The organism is Janthinobacterium sp. SUN033 (genome assembly GCF_030397595.1).
Classification (GTDB): Bacteria; Pseudomonadota; Gammaproteobacteria; order Burkholderiales; family Burkholderiaceae_D; genus Janthinobacterium; species Janthinobacterium kumbetense.
This window is the reverse complement of sequence record NZ_JAPQNV010000002.1, coordinates 420,310-438,606: the sequence shown is the minus strand read 5'-3', so window position 1 is coordinate 438,606 and position 18,297 is coordinate 420,310. Positions and strand designations below refer to the sequence as shown.

General features: G+C 63.2%; 14 protein-coding genes. 9 read left to right on the top strand and 5 right to left on the bottom strand.

Annotated features, from left to right (window positions below; genetic code table 11):
* Positions 1–44: 44 nt before the first annotated feature.
* From OX460_RS10540 to coaD, 3 genes are all read left to right on the top strand, one after another.
* Entirely contained in the window at positions 45–704 is a 660-nt protein-coding gene (locus OX460_RS10540) for a response regulator transcription factor (protein ID WP_034783312.1), read from the top strand.
* Positions 705–706: 2 nt separating this feature from the next.
* Complete coding sequence (locus OX460_RS10535) at positions 707–2,038, top strand: ATP-binding protein (RefSeq protein WP_070291769.1); 1,332 nt, start codon at positions 707–709, stop codon at positions 2,036–2,038.
* A 96-nt stretch (positions 2,039–2,134) separates the two neighbouring features.
* Positions 2,135–3,280 carry a pantetheine-phosphate adenylyltransferase gene (gene coaD / locus OX460_RS10530; RefSeq protein WP_289898612.1) on the top strand — a complete coding sequence of 382 codons (1,146 nt, stop codon included), beginning with the start codon at positions 2,135–2,137 and terminating at the stop codon, positions 3,278–3,280.
* A gap of 6 nt (positions 3,281–3,286) precedes the next feature.
* Here coaD and OX460_RS10525 read toward each other — a convergent pair whose 3' ends face one another.
* Both OX460_RS10525 and OX460_RS10520 read right to left on the bottom strand, forming a co-directional pair.
* The gene (locus OX460_RS10525) at positions 3,287–3,883 is read right to left on the bottom strand and encodes a 2-hydroxychromene-2-carboxylate isomerase (RefSeq protein WP_289898611.1); all 597 of its coding nucleotides are present in this window, start codon (positions 3,881–3,883) and stop codon (positions 3,287–3,289) included.
* A 69-nt stretch (positions 3,884–3,952) separates the two neighbouring features.
* Positions 3,953–6,151, bottom strand: coding sequence for an OsmC domain/YcaO domain-containing protein (locus OX460_RS10520; protein WP_289898610.1), 2,199 nt, complete (start codon positions 6,149–6,151; stop codon positions 3,953–3,955).
* A 196-nt stretch (positions 6,152–6,347) separates the two neighbouring features.
* Here OX460_RS10520 and OX460_RS10515 point away from each other — a divergent pair, with 196 nt between their 5' ends.
* Both OX460_RS10515 and OX460_RS10510 read left to right on the top strand, forming a co-directional pair.
* On the top strand, positions 6,348–6,881 hold the full coding sequence (locus OX460_RS10515; RefSeq protein ID WP_251350368.1) for a histidine phosphatase family protein: 534 nt from the start codon (positions 6,348–6,350) through the stop codon (positions 6,879–6,881).
* A gap of 398 nt (positions 6,882–7,279) precedes the next feature.
* Positions 7,280–7,675, top strand: a complete 396-nt coding sequence (locus tag OX460_RS10510; RefSeq protein ID WP_251350369.1) for a glyoxalase/bleomycin resistance/extradiol dioxygenase family protein — start codon at positions 7,280–7,282, stop codon at positions 7,673–7,675.
* 60 nt (positions 7,676–7,735) lie between these two features.
* Here the strand turns inward: OX460_RS10510 and OX460_RS10505 are convergent, their stop codons facing one another.
* Both OX460_RS10505 and OX460_RS10500 read right to left on the bottom strand, forming a co-directional pair.
* Positions 7,736–10,138, bottom strand: coding sequence for a TonB-dependent receptor (locus tag OX460_RS10505; protein WP_289898609.1), 2,403 nt, complete (start codon positions 10,136–10,138; stop codon positions 7,736–7,738).
* 177 nt (positions 10,139–10,315) lie between these two features.
* A complete protein-coding gene (locus tag OX460_RS10500; RefSeq protein ID WP_289898608.1) occupies positions 10,316–11,110 on the bottom strand; it encodes a PhzF family phenazine biosynthesis protein in 795 nt (264 codons plus the stop codon).
* Between the two features lie 97 nt (positions 11,111–11,207).
* Between OX460_RS10500 and OX460_RS10495 the strand changes: the two genes are divergently transcribed.
* Both OX460_RS10495 and OX460_RS10490 read left to right on the top strand, forming a co-directional pair.
* Positions 11,208–14,348, top strand: coding sequence for an error-prone DNA polymerase (locus OX460_RS10495; protein ID WP_289898607.1), 3,141 nt, complete (start codon positions 11,208–11,210; stop codon positions 14,346–14,348).
* A 39-nt stretch (positions 14,349–14,387) separates the two neighbouring features.
* Positions 14,388–14,867: a GNAT family N-acetyltransferase gene (locus tag OX460_RS10490; protein WP_289898606.1), complete on the top strand. Its 480-nt coding sequence runs from the start codon at positions 14,388–14,390 to the stop codon at positions 14,865–14,867.
* On the opposite strand, the gene OX460_RS10485 is transcribed toward OX460_RS10490, so the two are convergent.
* Positions 14,868–16,184 (bottom strand): FAD-linked oxidase C-terminal domain-containing protein, encoded by a 1,317-nt coding sequence (locus OX460_RS10485; RefSeq protein ID WP_289898891.1) that lies wholly within the window; start codon positions 16,182–16,184, stop codon positions 14,868–14,870. It lies immediately after the preceding gene.
* Between the two features lie 292 nt (positions 16,185–16,476).
* Here OX460_RS10485 and OX460_RS10480 point away from each other — a divergent pair, with 292 nt between their 5' ends.
* Entirely contained in the window at positions 16,477–17,394 is a 918-nt protein-coding gene (locus tag OX460_RS10480; RefSeq protein ID WP_289898605.1) for a ChaN family lipoprotein, read from the top strand.
* A 153-nt stretch (positions 17,395–17,547) separates the two neighbouring features.
* Positions 17,548–18,297 (top strand): tonB-system energizer ExbB, encoded by a 750-nt coding sequence (gene exbB, locus OX460_RS10475; protein WP_289898604.1) that lies wholly within the window; start codon positions 17,548–17,550, stop codon positions 18,295–18,297.

Here is an 18,297-nt window from a genome sequence, read left to right as displayed (position 1 = left end):
CAGGATGCAAGGTCGATAAAACAGTCAAGATGAAGGAGTAGGGCATGCGCTTATTGCTGGTAGAAGACGATACGATGATCGGCGAGGTGGTGCTCGATTTGCTGCGCGCCGAGCATTACGCGGTGGATTGGGTCAAGGATGGCGACATGGCCGATACGGCCCTGCAGACGCAAACCTACGACCTGGTGCTGCTGGACCTGGGCTTGCCCCGCAAGGATGGCCTCGACGTGCTGCGCTCGATGCGCTTGCGCAAGCTTGACACGCCCGTGCTGGTGGCCACGGCGCGCGACGCCATCGAGCAGCGCATCGCGGGCCTCGACGCGGGCGCCGACGATTACGTCTTGAAGCCGTATGACCTCGACGAATTGCTGGCGCGCATACGCGCCCTGCTGCGGCGCGCCTCGGGGCGGCCGGAACCGATCTTCGAACACCAGGGCGTCTCCATCAATCCGCTGACGCGCGAAGTGATCGCCGAGGGCCACCCGGTCAACCTGTCGGCGCGCGAATGGGCCGTGCTGGAAGCCTTGATCGCCCGCCCCGGCATCGTGCTGTCGCGCGCGCAGCTGGAAGAAAAGCTGTACAGCTGGAAGGATGAAGTCAACAGCAATGCCGTGGAAGTGTATATCCATGGCTTGCGCAAGAAACTGGGCAGCGACCTGATCCAGAACGTGCGCGGCCTCGGCTACATGGTGCCCAAGGCATGAGGATGAAGGTCACGGTGACGCATTCGCTGCGCGGCCGCCTGCTGTGGTTTTTGCTGGCGGCCATCATCATGGCGGCCCTGGCGCAAGCCTCGATCGCCTACCGCAGCGCCCTGTACGACGCCGACCAGATCTTCGATTACCACATGCAGCAGATGGCCCTGTCGCTGCGCTCCGGCGCGCCGCTGGCCAACCATGCGCAAGCGTTGCCGGCCGACCCCGTCAACAACGACATGGTGGTGCAGGTGTGGACGCCGGACGGCGTGCAGGTGTTCCGCTCGATCACGCGCGCGGAATTGCCGCAGCGCGCCGTGCTGGGCTTTTCCAACGTGAAAGCCAACGGCACGACGTACCGCATCTTTTCAGTGCAGACCAGTTCCCAGACCGTGCAGATCGCCCAGGACATGGCCGTCAGGAAGCGCATGGCCGGCAGCCTGGCGCTGCGCACGGTGGGGCCCATCGCGCTGATGGCGCCTATTCTGATGCTGGTCGTCTGGTGGGTCGTCAGCGGTTCGCTGGCGCCCGTCTCGCGCGTGCGCAAGCAGGTGGCGGCGCGCCAGGCGGACGATCTGTCTCCCGTCTCGGAAGCGGGCTTGCCCGATGAAGTGCGCCCCCTCGTGCATGAACTGAATTTGCTGTTTGGGCGCGTCAAGACGGCGTTCGACGCGCAGCAACATTTCGTTGCCGACGCCGCGCATGAATTGCGCACGCCGCTGGCGGCCCTGAAACTGCAGGTATTGAGCCTGGAGCGGGCCGAATCCGAGGAAAAACGCAGCCTGGCGATTTCCCGCGTGAGCGCCGGCATCGAGCGGGCCACGCGCCTGGTCGAGCAGCTGCTGGTGCTGGCCCGCCAGGAAGCGAGCGCCGCCAGCGGCGACCAGCTGCAGGCGGTGGATTTGAACGATGTCGTCAAGCGCGCGCTGGGCGACATGGCCGGCATCGCGCAGGCGCGCAAGATCGACCTGGGCCTGCATCACATGGATCCGGCCAAGGTGGCGGGGCAGGCCGATGCGCTCAACATCATGCTGCGCAACCTGGTCGACAACGCCATCAAGTACACGCCGCAGGGCGGCACGGTCGACATCGACCTGCGCGCCAGTCCCGTCGGCGTGACGTTATCCGTGGAAGACAGCGGCCCCGGCATCCCGCCCGAAGAGCGCGAGCGCGTCTTCAGCCGCTTCTACCGCGTGCCCGGCACGGACGCCAACGGCAGCGGCCTGGGGCTGGCCATCATCAAGGCCATCGCCGAACGCCATGGCGCGCGCCTGGTGCTGGACAAATCCGAGCGCCTGGGCGGCCTGTGCGTGCGCGTGGAATTCCCGCAAGCCGTGAAATGAGCATTTTGACCATGATCTTTGGCATGTTGCATTGACGCGCGCGCCGTGGCCCTATATTGTCTGCGAAACAAGCAGAACCAGACCACGGAGCGCAGCATGCAGAAGATCGGATTTTCAGGAACCCTCGACCCCATCACCAACGGCCATATGTGGGTGATCGGCGAAGCGCGTTCGCTCGCCGACGAGGTGATCGTGTTCCTGTCGCAAAACCCCGCCAAGAAGCCGCAATTTCCCGCCGAAGACCGCAAGCGCATCATCGAGCAGAGCGCGCGCGAGTGCGGCTGGGACAATGTACAGGTGGTCATCGTCAAGGGCGACTACACGGCGCGCGCGGCGAAAAAGCATGGCTGCGACTACCTGATCCGCGGCATCCGCACGACGGCCGATTTCGACTATGAAAACCTGATCCAGCAAACGAATGTGGACGTGCTGCAGGGCGCCAAGACGATTTTCGTCATGCCGCCGCGCGACCTCGGCTCCGTCAGCTCCAGCTTCGTCAAGGCGCTGGAAGGCCCCGTCGGCTGGAACTGGACCATGAAGAAATTCGTCCCCGGCCCGGCCTACCAAGCGTGGATACTCGACTGCCTGCGCAAGGAGTGGGAAGCGCTGTGGAACTATGCGACAGCCTCGCAAGCGGATATCGCGCTGGCGGATCACTGGTTCGCCCACCTGACGGGGCCGCAGGCGTATGGCGGCGCGGACCGCCACTATCACAACCTCGACCACCTGGTGCACGGCCTGTCCGAAATCCGCGTGTGGGCCGACAATACCTATGCGCCCAAGCGCGACAGCGCGCTGGTCAAGAAAGCGTTCTGGTTCCACGACGCCGTCTACAGCCACGACGACGACGCCCTGTATTCGAGCGAAGAGGCGAGCGCCCAGCTGTGGCTGGCCAGCGGCCTCGATGCGGGCGACAACCTTGATGTGGCGCAATTGATACGCGTCACCGATCATTTCCAGGGACCGGGCATCAGCCACCCGCTGAAAGACGCCATGCTCAGCGCCGACCTGGCCATCCTGGGCCAGGATGACGAGGTGTACCAAGCCTACACGCAAGCCATCGGCCGCGAATACGCGCACGTGGACCCCGTGCGCTTCAACGAGCAGCGGGGCCTGGCGCTGCAGCATCTGTGCGGCAAGGCGCAGGCGGGCCAGCTGTTCGGCGATGCATACTTTGCCAACCAGTACAACGAACGGGCCATTGAAAACATGCAGAAGGAAATCGCGGCGCTGGCCGGCTGATTATCGTCAGGGGAGGGCGGCGGCATGCGCCAGCGCATCGTCGAGCCGGTCGTTGCCCCAGAAGAGTTCGCCGTCGCTGAGGAAGCTGGGCGCGCCGAACAGCTCCAACGCTTGCGCCTGCTCAGTCTGGCGGCGCAGGCGCAGCTTGTTGTCCTGTGTCAAAGCCAGCGCCACGATGGCGCGCGCATCGAGGCCCAGCCCTTCCAAGGCCTCGCTGACGGCTTCGAGGTTGTCGATGTCGCGGTCTTCGGCGAAATTCATCGCCATCATGCGGCGCGCAAACGGCGCGATCCAGCCCTGGTCCGCACCGACCAGGGCCACGCGCATGGGCAGCAGGGCCGTGCGGGGAAAGGAGCTCGGTTGCTGCCATGGCAATGCATACTTTTCGCACTGGCGCGTCATGTCGCGCCACGTGTAGTCGCCCTTGATTTTTTGCAAGACGAACGGCGACGTTTCCCAGCCCAGCGCCTTGAAGACGACGCCCAGCAGGAAGGGTTTCCAGATCACTTGCACCTTCTTTTCATGCGCCAGCGCATCGATGCGCATGGCGCTCAGGTAGCTGTAGTTGCTGCCGAAGTCGAACCAGAATTCCAGTGTGGCCATGGTCTCTTTTCCATGCGGTCGCGCAGGGTTGATCCCTGCGCCGGGGCGCGAAGGCCCCGGTTTTTCGTCCTAGCGCTTGGCCGCCTTGGCGCGCGCCGCGTGCAATTTCTTGAAGCTGTCGATCAGGCGCTGGTGCCGGTCGAGGCCTTCCAGTTGCAGGCTGGTCGGGGTCAGGCCGAAGAAGCGCACGCTGCCGTCCACCGAGCCCAGCACCGCATCCATACGGGCGTCGCCAAACATGCGCCGGAAATTGACGACGTAATCGTCCAGCTCCAGCTCGTCATCGAGTTCCACTTCCAGCACCACGTTCAATGCTTGATAGAACAGTTTGCGCTCGAGCGTGTTGTCGTTGTACTGCAGGAAGGTTTCCACCAGCTCTTTCGCTTCCTCGAATTGCTGCAGGACGAGCTGTATCAGCAGCTTCAATTCCAGCGTCGTCAGCTGGCCCCACACCGTGTTTTCGTCAAACTCGATGCCGATCAGGGTGGCGATGTCGCCGTACTCGTCGAGCTCGCTGTTTTCCAGGCGGTCGAGCAAGTCTTCCAGGCTGGCATCGTCCAGGCGGTGCAGGTTCAGGATGTCGGCGCGGAACAGCAGCGCCTTGTTGGTATTGTCCCAGATCAAATCCTCGACCGGGTACACCTCGGAATAACCGGGCACGAGGATGCGGCAGGCGGTGGCGCCCAGCTGGTCATACTCGGCCGTGTAGACTTCCTTGCCCATGCCGGCGAGGATGCCGAACAGGGTCGCCGCTTCCTCGGCATTCGAGTTTTCGCCGTGGCCGGAAAAATCCCACTCGACAAAATCGTAATCGGCCTTGGCGCTGAAGAAGCGCCACGAGACGATGCCGCTGGAATCGATGAAGTGCTCGACGAAATTGTTCGGCTCGGTGACGGCTTCGCTGGCAAACGTCGGTTGCGGCAAGTCGTTGAGGCCTTCGAAGCTGCGGCCCTGCAGCAATTCCGTCAGGCTGCGCTCGAGCGCCACTTCCAGGCTCGGGTGCGCGCCGAACGAGGCAAACACGCCGCCCGTGCGCGGGTTCATCAGGGTGACGCACATCACCGGATACACGCCGCCCAGCGACGCATCTTTCACCAGCACGGGGAAACCCTGTTCTTCCAGTCCCTGGATGCCGGCCAGGATGCCCGGATATTTCGCCAGCACTTCCTGCGGCACGTCGGGCAGGGCGATCTCGCCTTCGATGATTTCGCGCTTGACGGCCCGTTCGAAAATTTCCGACAAGCATTGCACCTGTGCTTCGACGAGGGTGTTGCCGGCGCTCATGCCATTGCTGACGTACAAGTTTTCAATCAGGTTCGATGGGAAATACACGGTCTCGCCATCGGACTGGCGCACATACGGCAGCGAGCAGATGCCGCGCTCCGCGTTGCCGGAGTTGGTGTCGATCAGGTGCGAGCCGCGCAGCTCGCCATCGGCATCGTAGATGTCGCGGCAGTAGGCGTCGAGAATCTCCTTCGGCAGCGCATCCTTGCGGCCCGGCTTGAACCAGCGCTCGTTCGGGTAATGGACAAAATCCGCGTTGGCGATGTCTTCGCCCCAGAACGAACCGGCGTAGAAATGGTTGTTGCTGAGGCGTTCGATATACTCGCCCAGGGCCGACGCCAGCGCGCTTTCCTTGGTCGCACCCTTGCCGTTGGTGAAACACATGGGCGAATGCGCATCGCGGATGTGCAGCGACCACACGTTGGGAATGATGTTGCGCCATGAAGCGATTTCAATCTTGATGCCCAGGCCAGCCAGCAGGCTGGACATATTGGCGATCGTCTGTTCCAGCGGCAAGTCCTTGCCGACGATATAGGTGCTTGCGCCAGGGGCGGGATTCAAGGCCAGCAAGGCCTGGGCATCGGCGTCCAGGTTCTCCACTTCTTCAATGACGAACTCCGGCCCCGCCTGCACCACTTTTTTTACCGTGCAACGGTCGATCGAACGCAGGATGCCCTGGCGGTCCTTGTCCGAGATATCGGCCGGCAACTCGACCTGGATCTTGAAAATCTGCTGGTAGCGGTTTTCAGGATCGACGATATTGTTTTGCGACAGGCGGATATTTTCAGTGGAAATATTGCGCGTATCGCAATACAACTTCACGAAGTAGGCCGCGCACAGTGCCGATGATGCCAAAAAGTAATCGAACGGGCCGGGCGCCGAACCATCGCCTTTATAGCGGATGGGCTGGTCGGCGATGACCGTAAAATCGTCGAACTTGGCTTCGAGACGCAGCTTGTCGAGAAAGTTGACTTTAATTTCCATGAGGTAATCCAATACTGTGCTTATGAGTTAGCCGCTATTATCCGTGCTTTCCGCCGCAGGGCAAAGATTGTTCGCGGCGGCCGTGCTGGCGGGGAGCCGCAAGACCAGGCCGGCAGGGCAGGCAAGGGGCAGGTTCCCCCATGAAGCGGACGGATAAATGTGCGAGGCGATCTGACTGGACATGCGAATAACATTAATGAGACACGGCGAGCCCCGACTCGCCAAAGGGCGCTGGATAGCGCCGCTGCAAATGGGACAGTGGATTAATCTCTACAATCAATCGATCATCAAAGAAGGTGGCATCCCTGCGCAGTGCGCTGCGGCAGCGCTTTCCGCGTCGACCATCGTGGCCAGCACGGCACCGAGGGCATGCTCATCGGCCAGGGCATTGGGTGACTTGCCATTCATGCAAGAGGCGATGTTCTCTGAAGCAGGGTTGCCCTTTGCGCTCTGGAAGGCCCCTTGGCTGCCGGCTGAAGCCTGGGCAGCGATTTTTCGCCTGCTCTGGTTGTTCGGTTATGCGCGCGGATCGGACTCGTTGCAGATAACCCGGCGGCGCGCCAGGGCCGCCGCCGAGCGGCTGGTTGCGCTCGCCGCCAGGGGGCCCGTGCTGCTGGTCGGGCATGGCATCATGAATCGATTGATCGGCAAGGAGTTGCAGGCCTTGGGTTGGCTTGCCCGCAACAGGCAAGGCAGCCGGTACTGGAGTATGGGAGTGTATGAGCTGTGAAAACCTGTGACGAATGCGGCAGCCGATACCGTGACGACGCCGAAGGCATGGCCAGCCTGTGCCCGGAATGCGCCTCTGTCATCTATGGCTTGCCACGGTGTGAGCACGTGTTCGAGGCAGGCCGATGCCGGAAATGCCTGTGGGATGGCCGGAAAAGTGACTTTGTGCGAAAACTGGAGCAGCAGGGGCGTTGACGCGATATCCGTGTCTGTGGGGGCAGCGTCCATCGGCGCTCACCGGTGTTTTCGTGACAATGCATGAGTTTTTCGGATGGATAATTGGCTATCCTCCATGGGGGCTGCCTGCAGCCACTGCTGGACGGTTGACGGCATCTGAATCTCCTGCCGGTGACCGCTCCGTCAATTTCGCTTTGCCTAACCTGATGCAAGGATGAGCTGATGCAATTATCCAATTATCTTTTCTTTACTACCACTTGCGAACAAGCCTTGGCGTTCTACACGCAATGCGGGCTGGGCAAGATAAGCGATGTCTTGCGCTTTGGCGTGGATGGCATGCCGCTCCGTCATGAAGCCATGCGCGGGAAAATCATGCATGCCCGATTTGAAGGACCAGGCGTGTTGTTTTTTGCTTCTGACAATGACGATGCCGAGCCCATGCGCGGGTCCGCACATATTTTGCAAATGCATGACAGGCAGTTAACGAAACAGCTTTTTGACAAGCTGGCGTATCAAGGCGTGGTGACGACACCGCTCGCCATCCAGGTATGGGGCGATTATTACGGTAAATTGACGGACCAGTTCGGGGTGCAGTGGATGCTGAACTGTTCGGCTTAACTAAAAAACAGCGGCTGCCCATGCTGGCGCAGCCGCTGTTTCTTCAGGCGGGCAGAGTGATCAGAACTTCACCCACAGCCGCCCGAAGTACGAGGCGCCGTTCAGGCCGAACTGCACGCTGTCGTACTTGAAGCCGTTGTCCGTCTCGTCCGCGTTTTGCGTGGTGGGCTTGACGTTGAAGATGTTGTTGCCGCCAAAGGTCAGCTTGGTATTCTTGCTGATACTGTAGGTGAAGCTCAGGTCGGCGGACGTCTTGGCTGCGTAACGGGCATTCGGCACGCCTTCGGCCGTGCCGCTGAAGGTGCCCAGGGTTTGCGGGCCAAAATAAATGATGCGCAAGTCCGATTCCAGCTTGCCCGTGATGTAGTCGAAGCCCAGGGTGGCTTTCGCGCGCGGACCGCCCTGTTCGATGAACAGGCGTTCGCGCTCGGACAGCAGCACGTCTTCAAAGCCCGTCAGCGAGGCGGGCGTCTTGACCTTCGTCACTTCCGTCTTGCTCAAATTCAAGGCCAGGAAGGTGTTCAGGCGGTTGCCGGCTAATTCTCCCTTGTGCGAAGCCGTCAGGTCCAGCCCGCGCGTGCGCGTGTCGATGGAATTGACGAAGAATTGCGCCTCGCCCACGCCCAGGAGGGCCAGGCGCGCGGCCAAGTCCGGGTAGTTGTCGGCATTGAAGCGGCCCGACAGCACGATGCGGTCCTTGATCTTGATGTTGTACAAGTCGGCCGTCACGGAAATGGCTTGCGTCGGCGTCCAGGTGGTGCCGAAGGTAAAACTGGTCGACTTTTCTTCCTTCAACTTCGGAATGCCGGCCGCGTTGGCGACGGCGCCGCCATTCGGCGCCAGCACCACGTCGGTGGGCACGCCGCCGATGAAGTCGGTGAAGGTGGACGAGAAATACACTTGTTGCAACGATGGCGCGCGGAAACCCGTGCTGGCCGAACCGCGCAGCAGCACGTTGGGTGCCACTTTATAGCTGGCGGCCAGCTTGCCCGTCACGGTGGAGCCGAAATCGCTGAATTTCTCATAGCGCAGGGCCGCCTGGGTTTTCAGGCGTTCCGTCCAGTCCAGTTCCACGTCGCCATACGCGGCGATGCTGTGGCGCTTGGCCTTGGTGGCGTCGCCGGGCTGGAAGCCGGGAAAGCCCTGGCTGCCCGCATTGCCGCCCACGCCCACGCCGTCGGCGTCGTTGTAGGAGCCCGGTTCGCCGGCCATGATCTTGTATTCCTCGCTGCGGTATTCGGCGCCGAAGGCCACGTTCATGCCGCGCATCACCGTGTCGTAGTAGCGGCTGAAGTCGGCGTTGCTGGTCAGTTGCTGGAACGAAAAGCCGCCCGCATCAAAACGGCTGGGGCTGACGCCCTTGCCGCCGTTCATCAGGTCGAGGTTGGCGATCGAGGCATTCAGCGTGTTGCTGATGTCGTAGCGCATCTTGTTGTAGCCATAGGTTTGCGAAAAATCAGCATGCCATTCGCCGATCTGGCTGCGGTGGCCGATGGTGGCGTACTGGTCGTCGATCTTGCCATTGATGAAAGGCACGAAACCGTCCGGATACATGGCGGCCGAATTGCGCGATGGAATGTCGTCGCTGCCGATGCCGCCCCGGCCGAACGCGGCGCTGGACGCGTCGCGCGTTTGCGCGCCGGCCGTGAAGTACAGCTTGCCCGTGGGGCTGGTGGCGTAGTCGCCATTCACGTACAGGGTCTTGTTTTTGGATTTGGTGTCGCCGATGATGCGCATGCTGTCCGCATCGGCCCGGTTCGAGCGGCCGCGGTCCAGGTATTCTCCCGTGATGGCCAGGGTGCCCTTGTCGCCCAGCGCGATGCCGCAATAGGCGGAAGTCATGTAATTCTTGCCGTCGCCTGCGGAATACTGGCTGTAGCCGGCCACGGCTTCGCAGCCCAGGCTTTTCTTCAGTTCGATGTCGATCACGCCGGCAATGGCGTCCGAACCGTACTGGGCGGCGGCGCCGTCGCGCAGCACTTGCACGTTCTTGATCGCCAACAAGGGAATCGCATTCATGTCCGTGCCCGTGTTGCCGCGGTTGCGCGCGCCGAACAGGTTGACGAGCGCCGTCGTGTGGCGCCGCTTGCCGTTCACCAGCACGAGGGTCTGGTCGGAACCGAGGCCGCGCAGGGCGGCTGAATCGATCAGGTCGGCCCCGTCGGCGCCCGTCTGGCGCGTGGAGTTGAACGAGGGCGAGATGTATTGCAGCGATTGCGCCAGATCAAACTGGCCGCCTTGCTCGGCCACCTTGGAAATGGGAATGATATCGACCGGCACCATGGTATCCGTGGCGGAACTGGCGACCCGGCGCGAGCCGACCACGCTGACCGTTTGCACGGGGCCTTCCGTGGCGGCCGCTTCCGTGTTCTGGGCCATGGCGGCAGGACTGAAAACGGCCAGGGCGGCGCTGCCGTACAGGCTGATGAGGATGGCTTGACGCAAGGTGGTGAGGGTCGGCACGCAGTATCTCCAAGTGGCTGATGAGCAAGATTCGTGACTTGATTCTAGTGCCATCATTTCAGCATTCACCAGCGATACTTTGTTTTGTTATTACAAATTTGCTGTAACTGTTGTTTCCTGGTTGATTATCTTTTGGCCACCGCCTGGCTTGCCTTGTGCTGGTGCGGCATGCCCCATTCAGGTGCTGCGTTGCACCATGCCGCCCACCCAGATCGCTTGCGTGCTGTATTGCACTTCGATCAGACAGGGTTGCTGCGTCACATGGCCCTGGTGCAGGCGCAGCGACTGCTGCAAGTGCGCTGCCAGCGCGCCCGCCGCCACGCCCGTGGCGCTGTCTTCCAGCGCCGGGTCGAGGTGGTTGAAGTTGCGCCCCTCGTACTCGTGCTCGCCCGTGCGGCAATATGCATAGCAGCCGTTGACCTTGTGCAAGGCGCTCCAGTCGGCGATCAATTCCAGGTTCGGCCGCAGCGCGCGCAGGGTGGTGCGGTCGGCCACTTCCAGCAGCAGCTTCGGGCTGCCGACGGACGCGACCACGGGCGGCGACAGCAAGTGCATGTGCTGGCCCATCAGCTCGGACGGCACATACTTTTCCACCAGGACGGCAGGCGCCGGCTGCGGTGCCAGGCCGATGAACAATCCCTCCGCGCGGCGCACCAGCTGCAGGGCTTGCCCGTGCATGGCGGTCGTCACCGTCAGCGCCGCCGGCGCGCCGGGCGCCGCCAGCAGCACATGCGCGGCCGCCAAGGTGGCGTGCAGGCACAGGGGACTGCGCGTGTGCGGATAAAAATAGTCGAGCACGAGGCATCCCTCCGCGCCGTCCGCCTGGCGGTCGAGGAAGACGCAGGCGCTGACCTGGCGTTCGCGGGCAAAGGCCTGGCGCTGCGTTTCGCTGGCGTGGTCGTTTTCCACGACCAGCGCCGCATTGCCGCCACCGGGGGCGGCGCCGAAACATTTTAATGAGTGGACGATCATGGCGGGCACTGTGCAAGGTAAAACCCCAGCATAACTGAGATGGCCGTTTTCAGATGAGTATAATATACTGTGTTTATATACAGTATTGAGGTAGATCATGGGGAGCGCAGTCTTACCCGAGTATGCTGAGTTGTACTGCCTGAGTAATTTCAGCTTCCTGCATGGGGCCTCGCATGCGGAAGAGCTGGTGGCGCGCTCTGTTCAGCTTGCTTACCGGGCGCTGGCCATTACCGACGAATGCTCGCTGGCGGGTGTCGTGCGCGCGCATGCGACGGCCAAGCGGGCCGGTTTTCCCCTGATTATCGGCGCGCATTTTCACTTGACGCAGGCCGACGGCAGCCCGGGGCCGTCCCTGCTGGCGCTGGTGCGCGATGCCGATGGTTACGGCAACTTGTCGGAACTGATCACCATGGCGCGCACGCGGGCGGCCAAGGGCCGCTATCTGTTGACGCCCGACGATTTCGCCGCGCCGTCGGCGCAGTTTGCCCATTTGCAAGGGCTGCCCGGCTGTTTGATGATCTTGCTGCCTGGCTATCCGGCCCAGCCTGCGACGCTGCGCGCGCAGGGGGCGTGGATGCTATCCACCTTTGGCGGCGAGCGCAGCTGGATAGGCTTGAACTTGCTGCAGCGGGCGCAGGATGACGCCCACCGCAGCGCCGTGCAGGACGCCGCGCAGGCGCTGGGCTTGTCCGTGGTGGCTGTCGGCCATGTGTGCATGCACGTGCGTTCGCGCAAGCCGCTGCTCGACACCCTGTGCGCGATCCGCGTGGGCAAGCCCGTGGGCGAGTGCGGGTATGCGCTGGCGCAAAACGCGGAGCAGCATCTGCGCGCGCGCTTGCGCCTGGCCAATGTGTATCCGCCGCAGGCGCTGGCGGAAACCCTGCACATCGCGGACCTGTGCACATTCTCGCTCGACAGCTTGCGCTATGACTATCCCGACGAGCTGGTGCCGCACGGCCACACGCCGGCGACGTATCTGCGCGAAGAAACGTATGCGGGCGCGCGCATACGCTTTCCGCTGGGCATTCCGGCCAACGTGCAGGAGCAGGTCGAACAGGAGCTGGAACTGATTGCGGAGCTGTCGTATGAAGCCTACTTTTTGACCGTGTACGACATCGTGCGCTTTGCCCGCTCGCAAGACATCCTGTGCCAGGGCAGGGGGTCGGCCGCCAATTCGGCCGTCTGCTATTGCCTGCACATCACGGAAGTGGACCCGGCGCGCGGCAATTCATTGGTCGGGCGTTTCATGTCGCGCGAGCGCAACGAGCCGCCCGACATCGACGTCGACTTCGAGCACCAGCGGCGCGAAGAAGTGATTCAATATATCTACGGCAAGTATGGGCGCGAGCGGGCCGCGCTGGCGGCCGTGGTGATCAGTTACCGTCCGAAAAGCGCCTTGCGCGACAGCGGCCGGGCGCTGGGGATCGACCTGGCCATCGTGGAAAAGGTGGCCAAGGCGCACCGCTGGTTCGACGGCAAGCGCGATCTGCTGGAGCGCCTGGCCGAATGCGGGCTGGACCCGGAAGCGGCATTGTCGCAGCAGTGGGCTGGCCTGGCGCAGCAATTGCTGGGCTTTCCCCGCCATCTGTCGCAGCATCCGGGCGGCTTTGTGATTGCGCAAGGAAAGTTGTCGCGCCTGGTGCCCATTGAAAACGCCGCCATGGCCGAGCGCAGCGTCATCGAGTGGGACAAGAACGACCTGGAAGAGCTGGGCTTGATGAAGGTCGATGTGCTGGCGCTGGGCATGCTGTCGGCCCTGCGCCGCGCCCTGGAACTGGTGAGTGCGCGGCGCGGCGAGCCACTCCGCCTGCAGGATATTCCGGCGGAAGACTCCGCCACCTACGACATGATGTGCGAGGCCGACACCATCGGCGTGTTCCAGATCGAGTCGCGCGCGCAGATGAGCATGCTGCCACGCCTGCGTCCCCGTGAATTCTATGACCTCGTCATCGAGGTGGCGCTCGTGCGTCCCGGCCCCATCCAGGGCGGCATGGTGCATCCGTATCTGCAGCGGCGTCAGCAGAAAGAGCCGGTCGATTATCCGAAGGGCCTGGAAAAGGCGCTGGGGCGCACCCTGGGCATTCCCATTTTCCAGGAGCAAGTGATGCAGGTGGCCATCATCGCGGCCGGGTTCACGCCTGGCGAAGCGGACCAGTTGCGGCGCGCCATGGCGGCCTGGAAACGCAAGGGCGGCATGAACAATTACCATGACCGCATCGTCAATGCCATGGTGGAGAATGGTTACGGCAAGGAGTTTGCCGAGGCCATCTTCAGCCAGATCGAAGGCTTTGGCGAATACGGTTTTCCCGAGTCGCACGCGGCCAGTTTCGCGCTGCTGACGTACGCCAGTTCCTGGCTGAAATGCCACGAACCGGCCGCCTTCCTGTGCGCCTTGCTCAACAGCCAGCCCATGGGTTTTTACAGCCCCTCGCAACTGGTGCAGGATGCGCGCCGGCATGGCGTGCCAGTGCTGCCCGTCGACGTGACCGTCAGCGGCTGGGAGGCGGCATTGGAAGCAGGGCAAGACCCCGCGCCCGCCGTGCGCCTGGGCTTGAACAGCCTGTTCGGCATGCGCGCCGAGGCGGCCAGGCGCATCGAGGATGCGCGCGCCATCGCCGCCTTCGTCGACGTGGCCGACCTGGCGCGGCGTGGCGGCCTGGATCGTCATGACTTGCAGGTCTTGGCGGCAGGCAACGCGCTGCACGCGCTGGCCGGGCACCGGCGCGCGGCGCTGTGGCAGGCGGCCGGCGCCGTGCCCGACAGGGATTTGCTGCGCGTCACCACGCCAGAGGAAGACTTGCCCGTGCTGGCCGCGCCGACGGAAGGCGAGAGCATCGTCAGCGACTACCGCGCGCAAGGCCTGACCCTGGGCCGCCACCCGCTGGCGCTGCTGCGCAGGCAATTGCTGGAGCAGCGTTTCCTGCCGGCATCCGCGCTGGCCAGCTACACGGATGGCCAGCTGGCGCGCGCCTGCGGCATCGTCACCGTGCGCCAGCGTCCGGGCACGGCCAAGGGCGTCATCTTCATGACCCTGGAAGACGAGACGGGCACGGTCAACGTCATCGTCTGGCCCGACCTGGTGGAAAGCCAGCGCCGCGAAGTGCTGAGCGCGCCGCTGCTGGGCGTGTACGGCGTGTGGCAGCGCGAGGGGCTGGTGCGCAACCTGGTGGCCAAGCGCCTGGTCGACATGTCGCATCTGCTGGGGCGTTTGAGGACCAGCAGCCGCGATTTCTGTTGATGCTTGTCAATGTCGGCCAGGCGGTGGCATGATTATCATATGACTACTTTGCCCGAACCGACACTGCGTCCCGCCCTGGTCGCCGACGCGCCCGCCATCGTCGCCCTGATCGACGACTTGATGCCTTTTTTGACCCTGCACCCGGACGGCGTGGGGGCGGAAAAGTTCATCGAACATTGCCGCCAGCCGGCCATCGAAAATTACCTGTCGCTATCCAACTATCATTACCAGCTGGCGCACATCGACGGCGAACTGGCCGGCGTGGTGGCCATGCGCGACAACACGCACCTGTTCCACATGTTCGTGCCGCGCGCGCTGCACCGGCGCGGCATGGCGCGCCGTCTGTGGCGGGCGGCCCGCGATGCATCCTTGGCCAGGGGGAAGGTCACGGCGTTTACCGTCAATTCCTCGGCCTATGCCTTGCCCCTGTACGAAAGCCTGGGCTTTGTCGCCACGGGGCCGAAGGTGGAGACGGGCGGCATCGCCTTCGTGCCGATGCGCATGGAATGGACGGCCTGATTACCAGCGCACGATTTTGCCCGGATTCATGATGTTCTTCGGATCCAGCGCGTGTTTCAGGGCGCGCATGGTGTCGATGGCGCCCTCGCCATGTTCTTCCACGAGAAAGGCCATCTTGTGCATGCCCACGCCGTGTTCTCCCGTGCACGTGCCGTCCATGCCGATGGCGCGCGTGACCATGTCGCCGTTGACCTTTTCCGCGCGCGCGATGTCGTTTGGGTCGTCCGGGTCGACCAGCATCTGCACGTGGAAGTTGCCGTCGCCCACGTGGCCGATGATGGCGTAGACGAGGCCTTGCGCTTCGCAATCGGCCTGGGTGGCGAGGATGCATTCGGCCAGGCGCGAAATGGGTACGCAGCAATCGGTGGAAATGGCGCGGCTGCCGGGGCGCATCTGCAGCAGGGCGAAGTATGCGTTGTGGCGCGCGGCCCACAGGCGCGAGCGGTCTTCGGGGCGGCTTGCCCACTCGAAATCGCTGGCGCCGTGTTCGGCCGCGATGGCTTGCACCAGCTGCGCCTGCTCAGCCACGCTGGCCGGCGTGCCGTGGAATTCAAACAGCAGCAAGGGTTTTTCCGGCAAGGCCATCTTGTCGTAGGCGTTGATGGCTTTCACGCCGTTTTCATCGAGAAACTCGACACGCGCCACGGGAATACCCATCTGGATGGTCTGGATCACGGCGCTGACGGCCTCGCCCGTGCCGGGGAACGAGCACACGGCCGCCGAGATTGCTTCCGGCAGCGGATACAGTTTCACCGTCACTTCCGTGATGATGCCCAGGGTGCCTTCGCTGCCGACGAACAGGCGCGTCAGGTCGTAGCCGGCCGACGATTTCTTTGCCCTGGTTCCCGTCTTGATGATGCGCCCATCGGCCGTCACCACCGTCAGGGCCAGCACGTTTTCGCGCATGGTGCCGTAGCGCACGGCGTTCGTGCCCGAGGCGCGCGTGGCGGCCATGCCGCCCAGCGAGGCATTGGCGCCCGGGTCGATGGGGAAGAACAGGCCCGTGTCGCGGAGCTCCTCGTTCAGCTGCTTGCGCGTGACGCCCGCCTGCACGGTGGCCGTCAAGTCTTCACTATGCACTGCTACCATCTGGTTCATTTGCGACAGATCAATTGTCACGCCGCCATGCAGGGCCAGCACGTGGCCTTCCAGCGAAGTGCCGCTGCCGTAGGCGATGACGGGCACGTCGTGCGCGCTGCACAGCTTGACGGCGGCCGCCACTTCCTCGGTGGAATGGGCGAAAATGACGGCGTCCGGCAGCATGGGGGGATAGCTCGACTCGTCGCGGCCATGGTGTGCGCGCATGGCTTGCGTCATGGAAAAGCGGTCGGCAAAGATCAGGGAAAGTACGGCAGCAAGGGATACGGGCAGCGGTTTTTTCAGTACCGCCAACTGGTCAGTTTGATTCACGCAAGTCCTCCGTTTTTTTTATTCTACTCCGCGCCCGGGGATTTCACCGAAGCACCATATTGATTTTTTGCCAGTTGTAAAAAAATCCGCATGGTTCGCCGCGCTTTGGTTGTAAATGAGAATCATTTCTATTAGAATGCCCGCCTATACCTATTTTGCAACAGTTTGACCCGCAGCTCAGACCCCGAAAGGCCATGCCATGAAATTCCCCCTGTCCTTCTCCGCAGTCCTGCCCGCCTGTGTGCTGGCGCTGAGCGCCTGCAGCAGCGTGGCGCCAGCGACGGACGCTGCCACCGGCGCCGCCGCAGCGTCCGCTGCGCAAGACGTGCGCCAGCTGGGCGAAATCGTCGACTTGCGCAGCGGCCAGCGCGTGACTGCCGAACAATTGCTGGCCCAGCTGGCCGCCGCGCCCCGGGTCATCGTGGGCGAACAGCATGACCAGCTCAGCCATCACCAGATCGAGCAATGGCTGCTGCAGCAATTGCAGGGCCAGCGTCCGCAAGGCAGCGTGTTGCTGGAAATGCTGAACCCGGACCAGCAAGCCAAGGTGGACAAGGTCAAGCCGTGGCTGCAGACGGACCCCGTCGTGCGCCCCGAACACGTGGCCGAGCTGCTGGCCTGGCAGCCCAGCTGGAAGTGGGCGCAATATGGCGACCTGGTGATGACCGTGATGCGTGCGCCGTATCCCGTCTGGTCGGCCAACCTGGACCGCAGCGAAATCAAGCAATTGTTTATCGACAAGCCAGCCGTGCAGGGCAAGCATTCGAACCTGGCCAACGATGGCAGGGTGCATGAGAAACTGAAAGACATCATCCGCGTCATGCATGACAACCAGATCGACGAGCCGCGCCTGGCCGCCATGCTGTCGGTGCAGCAGCAGCGCGACCGCCGCATGGCCGAGCGCCTGCTGGCCGCGCCCGCGCCGGCCGTGCTGATCGCCGGCGCCTACCATGCGCACAAGGACCTGGGCGTGCCGCTGCACGTGCAGGACTTGACGGGCGGCCCGGCGCCGCTGGTGCTGGTCCTGGCACAGCAGGGCGCCACGGTGCTGGCGCCCCAGGCGGATTTCGTCTGGTTCACGCCGGTTGTCGCGCCCGCCGTCGCCAGCGCCAAGTAAGCCGTTTCACCTCCGCCGGGCGGTCAGCCCGGCACTCTCCCCCAGCAAGCTCCCCCATGGCAGCCAGGTAGTTCGTCCGATTTTTTTGCATGCGCGTGCGCGCCGTTGGCGCAGCCATGCCTGTTACCTGTCAAAGTTCTCATGCGTATCCCCTTGTTCCGTATCAAAGCCGCCAGCTGCGGTGTCGTTCTTTCCCTGTTGCAGGCCACCGCGCAAGCGTCCGCCTTACCCCATGACATGTCGCCGCTGGGCATGTTTTTCGCCGCCGACCAGATCGTCAAAAGCGTGCTCATCGGTTTGCTGGTCGCCGCGCTGGCCACCTGGGTGGTCTTGCTGGTGAAGGGCGCCAGTTTGCTGCAAGCCCGGCGCGAGGCGGCGCACGCCGTCGCCATGCTGAAGACGGCCACCTCCTTGCCGGACGCGGCCGTCAAAGTGGAGGGCGCAGGAGCCATTTCGCTGGCGCAACAGTTGCTCGCTGATGTACAGCAAGAACTGAGTCTGTCGCACGCCAGCGCGCCGGCGGCGGCCCTGAAGGAGCGGGCCGGCTTTCGCCAGGAACAGTTCATTGCGCAGCAGGTGCGCGCCATGACGCAAGGCATCGGCTTGCTGGCCAGCATAGGCGCCGTGGCGCCGTTCGTCGGCCTGTTCGGCACCGTGTGGGGCATCATGAACAGTTTTATCGGCATCGCCGTCAGCCAGAGCACGAACCTGGCCACCGTGGCGCCGGGCATCGCGGAAGCCTTGCTGGCCACCGCCCTGGGCCTGGTGGCGGCGATCCCCGCCGTCGTCATCTATAACGTCTTGAGCCGTGGCATCAACCAGTACAAGGCGCAGTTGCGCGCCGCTTCCGCGCAAGTGCTGCTGATGCTGAGCCGCGACCTCGACACGCGCCAGCAGGCCTGA